Below are 10,994 nucleotides of genomic sequence, written 5' to 3'. Positions count from 1 at the left end.
CCGACAAGCCGTCGCTGGACCGACCAAGGCGCAACGTCAGCTTCAGTGAATGTAACGGTGCTCTCTGTAGATCCATTCCATAAAGTTCGGGAGTGTCGTCTCCTACCCGTCGGTAATCCCGAAAGTTTAGGGAATGAGGTGCCGGAGATTCCGCTTCCACGCAGCTCTCGTGCGTCCTTACTTCGAGGGTGACATTTCCGAGACGCCCGAGCGGTGTTATATCCTGCTCGATCAAGAGCGGTGCCGTCTTTTGCTGACCCCACCAGTCCGCTTGACCGACCAAACCAATCGGTCTTCGACACCCTCTTGCAGCTTTTTTACATCGCTGGACCGACCAATAACAGAACGCAAAGTCAGAAGGCTGGGTATGGACTCCCCTACCGCCACGGTCATGATCGTTGCCATTTTCGGTGTGACCGTCGTTCTCATCGTGAAGTACCTCTCCTCCGCCCCGGCGCGCATCGCTGCCGTCCTGGGTGCGGTGGCGATCCTGTTCGGTGTCATCCCGCGCATCATCGCCCCGATGTCCGCCCCCGCCACCGCGCCCCCGCCGGCGCCCACCACGACGGTCACGGTCGCGCCCACGCAGACCGAGGCTGCCGGACCGATCGCGGAACCGCTCCACTCACCGCTCCTGTCGTCCGCGTCTTCTCCTGCGGGGAGCTTCTGATGCCTCCTCGTCTGGACGAGACCTATGGCCGGCTCATGCCGGCGCGCCTCCGTGCCCGCCGTCTGGAAGGCGGTGGGCAGCCGATGGTGCTGGGCAACTCCGTCTACACCTTCGACGAGGGGACCGGACTCGTCGGCCACGGACTCTCCGGCTCCCGCGCGGTGAGCACCCTGATCAATCTGAATCCCTTTCTCGCAGCTCTCGGCCCCAGCATGCGGCAGGAGTTCGTCGCCATGCTGTCGACCCGCTCCAACATCCGAGGTGCTCAACTGCGCGGCACGAACGGCATGGCGGTGCACATTGTGCTCTCCGGCTGCGTGTATGAGGAGTCGACCTTCGGTGAGAACACGACGGTGCGCATCCACGGCACTGGGGCCGTCCTCGGGGTCGCCGAAATCTTTGACGAGGACCTCTTGGCGCCCACCACGCGCTGCCTCAACAACACCCTCACCCTGGCGCTTCCGCTCTCGCGGATGCGAACCCTCGCCGAGGGCAGCGGCTCGCTGGCCACCGCACTCGGGAAGGTTCTTGCCGAGCAGCTGGTCACCGGTGAGCGGGTGTACAACCGTCACGCCCTGTCTCCGGAGAGCAGGCTTGCCGGCCTCTTCGTGCACCTTCTCGACAGGTGCGCTGTCCCGTGCTCGGAGTACGGGCGGATGGTGGAAGGCCCCTCCCAGACGGACCTCGCCGCCGCGCTCTCGGTCAGCAGGGCCACGATCGAGAACGCGCTCAAGGCTCTGCGGGCGAACGGCCTCGTTTCAACCGGATACCGGCAGTACAGGTTCCCGGACGAGCGGCGGCTCGCCGTTTTCGGAAGGGTCAGGACGCCCTCGCAGACCGTAACGGGGGCTGTGGAAGTTCAATAATCAATAATTGCAAGGGCCCGTTCTCGGAAACACGCTTCCGGGAACGGGCCCTTGCGTGTCCGCGGTCTTCTCTTTTCGATTAATTCGATTAACGCTTGCCTTGATGTCGAGATAAGTGGCGGTGTAACTATGTTTATCTGTGATAAATATGCACCCTATTCCCCTTTTGGCTATTTGGCATTGGTTCACACCTATTTAGTGCATAGTGACCTTCGTCACCAAAGGGCGTAACGCTCTGAGGGTGGCGGAGTGGCGGAGTGGCGGAGTGGCGGCAGTGGCGGCAGTGGGTCACAGGGTTGGGAAGGGGTGCCCCGGAGTGCCTGGCGGTCCTCCGGGGTGGTCTGGCGGGCGCTTCCGGCGCGCTCGCCGCCCCAAGGCCGAGAGCGCAGTGCCACTCTGACGCATTGACGTAATGTTTGCGTCAGCCTATCGTGAAGGCATGCTCTTCCCTACGCCTGCCCTCGGTGCCGAGGATCAGCGTGTTCTTGGCGAGATCGACGACCTTCGTCATTCGTTGCGCCTGCAGGTCCGCTCCACTCCGACGAAGTGGACCGACGGGCTGCGCAAGTTCCTGACCGCCGACGCGGTGGCGGCCTCCAACTCGATCGAGGGCTTCAAAGTGTCCACGGTCGACGTCGAGGACCTTCTGGAGGGCGAGCGGGATGTCGATGTCTCCGAGGAGGACCGCGAGGAGACGCTTGCCTTTCAGCGGATGATGACCTACATCCAGACACTGCACGATGTCGCCGACTTCCGGTACGGCAAGGAGTTCCTCAACGCGCTCCACTGGATGCTGCAGGGACACCGGCACACCCCACGCAAGCCGGCCGGACAGTGGCGGCGCGGAGCGGTGTACGTTACGGACGTCCGCGACCCCAGCATCGCGGCGTACACGGCTCCGGACGCCGTCGATGTGCCCGCGCTGACAGGTGAACTGGTCGAGTGGCTGAACGCGGACGACGGCAGTCACCCGCTGATACGGGCAGCCATGGCGCATCTCCACCTCGTCTCCATCCACCCGTGGGCGGACGGAAACGGCCGTATGTCCCGGTCCCTCCAAACGCTCATGATCGCGCGAGAGGGAGAACTGGCCCCCGAGTTCTCCTCGATCGAGGCTTGGCTGGGGCGTCCCGGCAATACCTGGGAGTACTACCGCGAGTTGCAGCGCCGCGGGGCCACCTACCGCCCCGACCAGGACGTCTCTGGCTGGGTCCGCTTCAACCTGACCGCTTACCACCAGCAGGCGCAGACCGTACGCAGCCGCTTGGACCGTTCGAGTCGGGTATGGGTACTGCTCGGTGAGTTCGTGGAGGCCGGAGGGCTGGAGGAGAGGGTCGTCTCCGCCCTGCACGACGTGGCGATGTCCGGGCGGGTACGCCGTACACGCTACGAACGGGCGGAGGACCTGAGTCTGCAGCGGGCCCAACGGGACCTGCGGGACCTGGCCGCGGTTGGCGTTCTGACACCGGTGGGCCGTACCCGTGCCCGTTTTTACACCGCTGGCTCCACATTTCCGGATTCGGCTCTGGAAGCGGCCCGGACACCGCTGCCGCTGGCCGATCCTTACGCCCGTTGAGGGCGTCTGGCTGACTGGCTACGCGCTTGTGGTGAACATGTCGATCAGGCCCTGAGGCGTGTCGCCCCCGTAGAGCAACTCGTGCATCCGGGCGCCGTCGGCCGCCGCTTCGGCGCTACGGGGGAACATGGCCTGCTCGTACTCGGTGAACGCGGTCTCGGTGTCGTCGGGGTGGGCGGCGAGGAGCCGGGCGAGTTCGGCGCCGTCGTACATGGCCAGGTTGGCGCCCTCGCCGTTCGGGATGGAGAGGTGGGCTGCGTCGCCGATCAGGGTCACCCCCGCCACCCGGTCCCAACGGTGGCCGATCGGCAGGGCGTTGAGGGTGCGCACGACCGGCGCGGTCTCGCCTTCGGTGATCAGCGCGGTGAGTTCCGGCGCCCAGCCGTCGAACTCCCGCACGATGCGTGCGGTGGCCGCGGCGGAGTCGGTGAGATCGATGTCCGCGAACCAGTCCTGCGGCTCGTTGAGCATCACATAGGTGTGCAGGGTGCCGCCGCGCTCCCGGTGCGCCCCGAGGCCCTTGCCCGGCGCGAGCGCGTACATCGCCCCGCCGCCGACCGTCTTCGCCTGGGCCGGATGCCGGGTGTCGCTGTCGAACAGATAGGTCTCGACGTACGACATACCGGTGTACTCGGGTGTCGCGTCGGAGAGCAGCGGCCGGACGCGGGACCAGGCGCCGTCCGCGCCGACGAGCAGGCTCGCGGTGACGGAGCTGCCGTCGGCGAAGCTCACCTCGTGGCTGCCGTCGCCGAGGGTACGGGTGCCGCTGACCTTGTGCCCCCACCGGACGGTGCCGGCCGGGAGCGAGTCGAGCAGCAGCTGCCGCAGGTCTCCGCGCTGCACCTCGGGGCGGACACCTGTGCCGTCGTCGTCCTGTTCGAACAGGACGGTGCCGTCCTGGTCGAGGATGCGTGTCGCCTCGCGGCCCTCCAGGACGAGGTCGCGGAACTCGTCGAACAGCCCGGCGGCCTTGAGGGCGCGCTGCCCGTCGTGCTCGTGGATGTCGAGCATCCCGCCCTGGGTGCGGGCGGCCGGGGAGGACTCGGCCTCGTAGACGGTCGCGGGGATGCCGTGGACGTGGAGGACACGGGCGAGGGTCAGCCCGCCGAGTCCGGCGCCGATGATCGTGACGTGGGTGTCGGTTGTGGTCATGGTGGCTCCTGGGCACGTGGATGGAACTGGACAGAACTGGGCATAGTTGGATAGAGCTGAATGGAACGCCGTTCCAGTGCGTTCGAGAGCAAGCCTGGAACGGCGTTCCAGAGTTGTCAAGCTGGAACGGCGTTCCAGGGGTGTGTCAGGATGTCCGTATGGCTGCTGCAACCAGGGCGCGTCGTCCGGAGCGACGCGAGGAACCGCTCTCGCGGGAGCGCATCGTCGAGGCGGCGATCGAACTTCTCGACGAGGCCGGCGAGGGCGGGCTCACGTTCCGCGCGCTGGCCCAGCGCCTCTCGACGGGGCCCGGGGCGATCTACTGGCATGTCACGGGCAAGGACGAGCTTCTCGGTGCCGCCACCGACGCCGTGGTGGGCGGCGCCCTGACGGCGGCTGCGGACGCCGCCGAAGCCGACGCGACACCGCAGGAGGCGGTCCGTGCCCTCGCGCTCGGCGTGTTCGACGCGATCGACGTCCACCCGTGGATCGGCGCACAGCTCGCCCGCGCGCCGGCGCAGTCGCCGCTGCTGCGGGTCTTCGAGCACCTCGGACGCCAGGTCCAGGCACTCGGGGTGCCCCACGCCGCCCAGTTCACCGCCGCGTCGGCACTGCTGAACTACATCCTCGGCGTGGGCGGCCAGAACGCGGCCAACGCCCGCCATCACCGGCCGGGCGCGTCCCGGACCGAGTTCCTGGGCGCGGTCTCGGACTCCTGGGCGAACCTCGACGCAGAGGAGTACGCGTTCACGCGGGGCGTCGCGGATCAGCTAAGGGATCACGACGACCGGGAGGAGTTCCTGGCGGGGATCGACCTGATCGTCGCGGGGATCACTGCACGGTGGTGAAGTGCCGCCAGGCGGTGGGGGAGAGGTGGAGTACGGGGGCGTCGGGGGGGTGTTTTGGAGTCGCGGACGGCGACGAGGGCGGCGTCTCCTCCACCGGCTGGCCACCGGACGGACGGAGGAGACGCCGCGTCGCCTACGACCGCACCGCGACCGAACCCTTCACGGTCACGGACCGGCCCACGTGGTCGGCCGGCGGTGCGGTCAGGGTCCAGCGGTATGTCCCCGTGGGGACCTTCTTGCCGTCTGGGCCGGTGCCGTCCCACGTCGCGGAGATCTTGCCCGCGGCCCGACCGCCGGTGAGGGTACGAACGGTCTTTCCGCTCGCGGCGGAGACGAATGTCAGCTTCCAGCTCGCCGCCGGCTTCGACAGGTTCCACACCCCCGTGTACTTGCTGCCGGCCGCGCGCAGATCCACGCGGGCGGGGCTGTCGGTCGCGATGACGGCAAGGGGAGAGATGGTCACGCGCGGCCAGTTGACCGTCACGTCCCCCGCCTCGGTGAGGTAGGCCATGGGGCCGCCGAACCGGTCGACGGCCCAGAACCGCCCACGCCGGTCGGCGGGTTCGCCCACCTGGTTCGTCAACGGAGCCAGGTCGCTGGTGCCCACGCGCGCGGCCGGAACCGCGCCGGGGAAGTAGGTGATACTCAGCCTGGCCGCCGCGTCGTTCTGGCTGACGAGGTAACCGTCGGCCAGTTGCGCGTAGCCGGACGGCACCTTGATCACGCGCTTCGTGACGCGGTCGTAGACACCGGCTTTCTTGGTGGGACCGCAGGACCAGTAGATCCACCGGCCCACCACCTGGATCTCCGGGGGTACGCAGGGGGCGCCCACGGACACGGCGGAGCCGAGCGCCTTCTTCGACGGCAGGGACACCGCGGTGACGGTGCCGCTCCTGGTGCCCGCGCTCCACAGTTGGCTGCCCCAGAGGGAAGCCGCGTGCCAATGGTCGGTGTGGCTCAGCTCCTTGGTCCCGTCGAGGACGTACTGGAACCAAGGGTTGGGGCGCTGAACGCTGTACCTGCCGGATGCCGTCAGCGTGGGTGCGTAGTTGGTCTGGGGAGTCCGCACCACGTCGCCTTCGCCGTTGCCGACCAGCCGCAGGCACTGCCCGGTGCACTGTTCGTCATACGGGAAGCCGTCGCCCACCGGGGGGTGATATCCGAGGTCGCCGACGTTCCGCGGGGGCGTGGCGTTGAGCCTGCCACTTGCCGTCAGCGACAGGGAGGAGCCGGAAAGATACGTGTCCGCGCGGGAGTGGTCGCCCGGTAGGTGCAGTGTGCCGACCCGGAGTTGTCCCTGGTCGACCGCGACACCGCCCACGTCGTACGTGGTCTGCCGGGGCAGCGGTACGAATACGCCGACGACCGGGGTCCCGTCGGCGCCGAGGGTGATGCGCCGAACCGCCCAGTCGTCCGGGCCCGTGCCGCCCACGGTGTAGACGGCGCCGTCCGCACCCGCGACAGGGCTGTGGCTGTCGGCCTGCGGCAGCAGGGTGCGGGCCGCGCCGCCCGCGGCAGGCTGGGCGAAGAGCTCGCCTTCGCCACCGGGGTATATCGCCCAGCTGCCCAGCAACGTCAAATTGACGTTGGAATCCACCTTGAGCGGGGTTCGGGGCCCGTCCGGATGGGCGCGGTCGACGAGGAAGGCCTTGAAGTCCCCGTTGTAGGAGGCTCCGTACAGAACCGTGGTGGCGCTGAGCGACGCCAGGCTCAACTTCCAGGCGCCCTCGGCGGGCACCACGGTCAGGCGGCGGGTCGCGAAGTCCAGCAGCGTCTGGATGCCGTCCGGGCCTCCGAAGCTGATCGCCGCTCCGCGGGCGTCCATCTGGACGTGAGTGACGGTTCCCGGCAGGTTGTCAGGGACACCGGCCACCAGCCGGTCGACCGGCCGGCCACCGGCCGCGGGGATCTCCAGCAGATGCAGCGTCCACTTGGCCGCTGTCTTCCGCAGCGTCAGCAGGCGGTTCTCGGCCATCACCGTGGTGGCGATGTCGCCGGCCGGCAGGTCGAACTGCACCACCTTGCCGGTGTCGTAGTTGCGGATCCGGTAGGTGCGGGTGGTGCCGATCCGCTCCAGGCCGAAGCGACCGTTGACGGCCCACATGTCGTCGGAGAACGGGGACCCGAGACTGACGGGCTTGGGCAAGCCGTTCACGTACGTACCGTTCGGCCGCTCCCATGTGTACGCCGCCGACGGGCTGTTCCCGGTGTTGTAGGACAGGATGCCGGCAGCATCGGCGCTGACCGGTGCCGCCGGCTTCGTCAGCGGTCCCGGTTGCCCCTTGAGGGTGACCGACGGCTTCCCCGCGCGGTGCGCGACCGCAGCCGCCGTCCCCGGCCCGTTTCCAGCCTCCGCCGACGGCATCAGCCCCGCCCCGAGCGCCAGGACCGTCAACGCCAAAACAGCCCCTGAACCGGCCTTTCGCCGTCCCCGATGACGTCTTTCCCGCATTCTGGGCCCCGTTCCTGATCGGTTGATCACTCGAATCCGACGTGTGATCGCTGAACACCGCAGACGGTGGTCAGCCACCGTGCTGATCAATCTGACGACCGATCCAGGCGAAAAGTTGTACGGGGACAGGGACACGGACGGGGCCAGGGACACGGACGGGGCCAGGGACAGGGACGACAGGCAGGCCGGTCCGGCTACGGAGTCGTCGTGCTCCCGGGTGCGGCGGCGTCCCGGTTCCGCTCGTCGGTCGGGACGGAGGCCCTTTGGCCAGGCGACTGACTGGGGGTGCTGAACCCATCGGTCACGGTCTCCCGGACGTGGCATGCGGACCGAGAGCAGGGGCGGCTCGTGCTCACGTATCTGACGGACGTCCGAGGAACTCTTCTCCGGCCGGTAACGGCCGCATCGATCGCGCATGGCGGTGCCACAGGCGTTCTATCGCCAGGTAGGGCAGCGGGTGTGTACTGGGGGGAGTTGCGTGAGGGGGAAGTATGACGGGAGCGCCGGAGTCGGGAACACCTGAGGCGGATCACCAGGAGGAGTCCTGGCTGGGAGCCAAAAAGGTCTCCGAGCTGTGGCAGGTACGCAAGGACTACGTGCCGAGGGTCGCTTCTCTCGCGGATGTCCGCGTCCGCAAGTACGGCGGGGAGAGCCTGGGCACCTATGGGGTAGCGCTGACCTATTACCACTATCACCCTGAGGATGTGCGGCGAGCCGCGACGGCTGTCGCCGAAGGGCGCTTCGACATCCCGTCGGTCTGGCGTCTCGACACTCGTAACGGTCGGCTGGCGGAGTACTGGACCCTGTTCATGTTCCGTCTCGGCTGCCTCATCGGCGTGGCCCTGTTTCTCAGCATGATATGGATGCTGGTCCGCGAACTGACGTCTTCCTGAGTCGGCGGCAGCGGGTCCAGGTCGGCCGGGCGGGGTGAGGCGGTACGTCGGCAGGTTGGCCGGTGCGGTCCCGTGGCGCACCGGCCAGAGCCGCTCCCGTCAGTCCCGGTGGGGCAACCGGAATAAACCCGCGGCTGTTCCGGTTTGGTCGGTTTTCAGCGAGGACTTTTACTCGTGCATGACATTGCGGGACGCGAAAGGCGCCCGATGTCTGATTTGCGGTCGCCTTTGGGCAGGCTCAACTGCGCTGTTACAGCACGGCGTTGGTCCGTCTGCCGCCTACTGGTCTAGTTCGGGACATGTAGGATCAATATCTGCCATCTCTGCCGTAACCGGCCACCGTGCCGTGGCGCTTTCTGGTGGCGCTGCGGCCACTACGATGTTTGCCTTCGCGATGATCCCGTCGATGCAGGAGCCGTCGACGTCGACGTGTTCCAGCCGCTCTACGCGCACTCCGTCAGCGCCCGCCGCCTGTGCTCTGTGGGTGATGTCCCGTACGCGCCCCGGAACGCTCGGGTGAAGTCGGACGGGCGGGGGTAGCCCCAGCGGGCGGCGATGACGTGGATCGGTGTGCAGCGCAGTGCGGGGTCCGCCAGGTCGCGGTGGGCGTTCTCCAGGCGTTTGCGGCGGATCCAGGCGGCGACCGGTTCGCCCTGGGTCTGCTGCTGGAAGATGCGGTGCAGATAGCTGAGCGAGATGTTGTGGGCGGCGGCTATCACCGGCGGGGTCAGGTCGGGGTCGTGGAGGTTCTGGCGGATGAACCCCTGGACGCGGTGAGCGGTCGCCCGACTTCGTGTCTCCGGCGTCAACGAGGCTTCCGCTTCGAGGAGTTGGGCGGTCCAGGCCGACAGCAGGTCGAGGGCGACCGTGCCCAGGCGAGGGGCGTCGGAGGGCTGGAGGGTGTCGGCCTGGCGGTCCAGCCCGGTGAGGAAACCGGCCAGCAGCGCGCCGACGCCCTCCCGCCCCGACAGACGTCGGTTCAGCAACTCCCCTATCCGGTGCGGTGGCAGAGGCAGCAGCGCCTTGGGTATGTCCAGGCCGACTCCCCTGACCACCCGGCGTTCCCGGGCGTCCGTCGGGCGGAAGTCGTAGGGCCGTGAGCTGTCGGCCAGGTGCAGGTCATGGGCGTCGAACGTGGTGGTCCGCCCGGCGTGGTCGAGGCTCATCCCGGCGTCGAGCATCAGGGTCAGGTGATACAGCTCGCGGTCGCTCCGGCGCACCATCACCTGGCTCCGCCGAAACCGCGTCGGCAGGAACGACACCCGCATCACGGTCGCAGGCCCCAGCTCCAACAGGCGCAGCTCTCCCCAGAATTCGGCCGAGTGGCTGCTGATGAAATCGTTGGAGCGCGTCCGCGCGATCAGTTCCCGCCAGTAGTCGAACCTGTCCGCCGCAGGCACGTCCTCGCTCCGGAACACCGTCCCGATCATTCCGCTTCCCACCGATCCCGCGACGATTCCCCGTCGAACACTCCCTCCCGTGATCATCCTTGACGCGGGAGGCGCGGGGTACCGGGGGCCGCGGTCGGCTCTTTACGGCGCCACAGTGCTACGGCGCCGAAGTGCTGTCCTGCACAGCGTCCTCCGGCACGCTCGCCGACGGCACGACCTCCGCCGTGGTCGGCTCCGTCGTATCCACGTGGTCGGGCGCCGGGGACGCGTCGGCCGAGGTGGCGGGCGTTTCGTAGGGCGTCCGGCTCGGGGCTTCGGCCGCTCCTGAGGGGGCCTCGGCGGAGCCTGCGGGGTCGCTGGTGGCGGGTTCGGACGGCTGCGGTGTGGCCGGTGGCGGTGTCGGTGAACGGTCTACGGGGGGTGTCACCGGGATGGTCGCGGGGGGCGGGGCCTGCGGGACGGTCGGGGAGCGGGGGCTCTGCGCCGTCGTCAGGTTGAGGGGGAGGACGATGAGAGCGGCGATGGTGCAGGCCACGCCCACTCCGGCCGCCACGCGGGTGCGGCGACGGCGGGTCGCGGTGCGGCGGATCTCCTCGTAGCGGCCCGGGGGAGCGCCCAGGTAGGCGGGGGTGGAGGCCGAGGGCCCGAGGAGGATCAGCAGCGGGTCGTCGGGGTCGTGGTCCGCGGTGGTGGGGTCGAATTCCGGGTCTTCGTCGTCGTCAAAGCGTGTGGTCAAGACTTTTCCTCAGGTGGGCACGGAGTTGTTCACGGGCCGCGTGGAGGTCGGCCTTGATGGTTCCTTCCTTGCGTCCGGTCAGCGCGGACACTTCCCGGATGGGCATGTCAGCGTAGTAGTGGAGGAGGATCGGCACACGCAGTCGCTCCGGCAACGACTGGACGAGGAGGCGTACGGACGGGTCCGACGCCTCCGTGTGGGTGCGCAGAGCCGCTTCCGTGGTCACGTGCCGCATGGCCTTTCGCTCGCGCTCCATCTTGCGCCAGTGGTCCCGGACGATGTTCGCCGCCGTCACATAGAGGAAGCCGCGCGGCTCCTCCACCGACGTCCAGCGGGCCCACAGACGCGTGAACGCCTCCGAGGCGATCTCGTGGGCCGTCTCGTCGTCGTCGACGAGACGGCGGCACCAG

Annotated in this window: 10 protein-coding genes; 5 read left to right on the top strand and 5 right to left on the bottom strand. The window is 68.2% G+C overall.

The genetic code is table 11. From position 1 onward, the window contains the following. The first annotated feature begins 391 nt into the window (after positions 1-391). The 3 genes from STRTUCAR8_RS20300 (at position 392) to STRTUCAR8_RS20290 (ending at position 3,112) form a co-directional block, all read left to right on the top strand. A complete protein-coding gene (locus STRTUCAR8_RS20300) occupies positions 392-670 on the top strand; it encodes a hypothetical protein (protein ID WP_158697418.1) in 279 nt (92 codons plus the stop codon). Next, positions 670-1,536, top strand: coding sequence for a Crp/Fnr family transcriptional regulator (locus tag STRTUCAR8_RS20295; protein ID WP_006377734.1), 867 nt, complete (start codon positions 670-672; stop codon positions 1,534-1,536). Before STRTUCAR8_RS20300 ends, STRTUCAR8_RS20295 begins: the two co-directional genes overlap by 1 nt. A 439-nt stretch (positions 1,537-1,975) precedes the next feature. After that, a complete protein-coding gene (locus STRTUCAR8_RS20290; protein ID WP_006377733.1) occupies positions 1,976-3,112 on the top strand; it encodes a Fic family protein in 1,137 nt (378 codons plus the stop codon). Between the two features lie 18 nt (positions 3,113-3,130). On the opposite strand, the gene STRTUCAR8_RS20285 is transcribed toward STRTUCAR8_RS20290, so the two are convergent. Further along, positions 3,131-4,264, bottom strand: a complete 1,134-nt coding sequence (locus STRTUCAR8_RS20285) for an FAD-dependent oxidoreductase (protein WP_006377743.1) — start codon at positions 4,262-4,264, stop codon at positions 3,131-3,133. A 158-nt stretch (positions 4,265-4,422) separates the two neighbouring features. Between STRTUCAR8_RS20285 and STRTUCAR8_RS20280 the strand changes: the two genes are divergently transcribed. Next, positions 4,423-5,112 carry a TetR/AcrR family transcriptional regulator gene (locus STRTUCAR8_RS20280; protein ID WP_006377735.1) on the top strand — a complete coding sequence of 230 codons (690 nt, stop codon included), beginning with the start codon at positions 4,423-4,425 and terminating at the stop codon, positions 5,110-5,112. Between the two features lie 133 nt (positions 5,113-5,245). On the opposite strand, the gene STRTUCAR8_RS48340 is transcribed toward STRTUCAR8_RS20280, so the two are convergent. Next, complete coding sequence (locus STRTUCAR8_RS48340) at positions 5,246-7,513, bottom strand: FlgD immunoglobulin-like domain containing protein (RefSeq protein WP_143666542.1); 2,268 nt, start codon at positions 7,511-7,513, stop codon at positions 5,246-5,248. A 542-nt stretch (positions 7,514-8,055) separates the two neighbouring features. Here STRTUCAR8_RS48340 and STRTUCAR8_RS20270 point away from each other — a divergent pair. Continuing rightward, positions 8,056-8,457 (top strand): hypothetical protein, encoded by a 402-nt coding sequence (locus STRTUCAR8_RS20270; RefSeq protein ID WP_006377732.1) that lies wholly within the window; start codon positions 8,056-8,058, stop codon positions 8,455-8,457. A gap of 443 nt (positions 8,458-8,900) precedes the next feature. Here the strand turns inward: STRTUCAR8_RS20270 and STRTUCAR8_RS20265 are convergent, their stop codons facing one another. From STRTUCAR8_RS20265 to STRTUCAR8_RS20255, 3 genes are all read right to left on the bottom strand, one after another. Next, positions 8,901-9,887 (bottom strand): helix-turn-helix domain-containing protein, encoded by a 987-nt coding sequence (locus STRTUCAR8_RS20265; RefSeq protein WP_044472539.1) that lies wholly within the window; start codon positions 9,885-9,887, stop codon positions 8,901-8,903. 118 nt (positions 9,888-10,005) lie between these two features. Next, on the bottom strand, positions 10,006-10,584 hold the full coding sequence (locus tag STRTUCAR8_RS48765; protein WP_006377740.1) for a hypothetical protein: 579 nt from the start codon (positions 10,582-10,584) through the stop codon (positions 10,006-10,008). After that, a partial coding sequence (locus STRTUCAR8_RS20255; protein WP_044472538.1) for an RNA polymerase sigma factor occupies positions 10,568-10,994 on the bottom strand: 427 nt, incomplete at its 5' end. The genes STRTUCAR8_RS48765 and STRTUCAR8_RS20255, both read right to left, overlap by 17 nt.

The sequence above is a fragment of the Streptomyces turgidiscabies Car8 genome (assembly GCF_000331005.1).
GTDB classification, from domain to species: Bacteria; Actinomycetota; Actinomycetes; order Streptomycetales; family Streptomycetaceae; genus Streptomyces; species Streptomyces turgidiscabies.
This window is presented reverse-complemented; position numbering and strand designations above follow the sequence as displayed.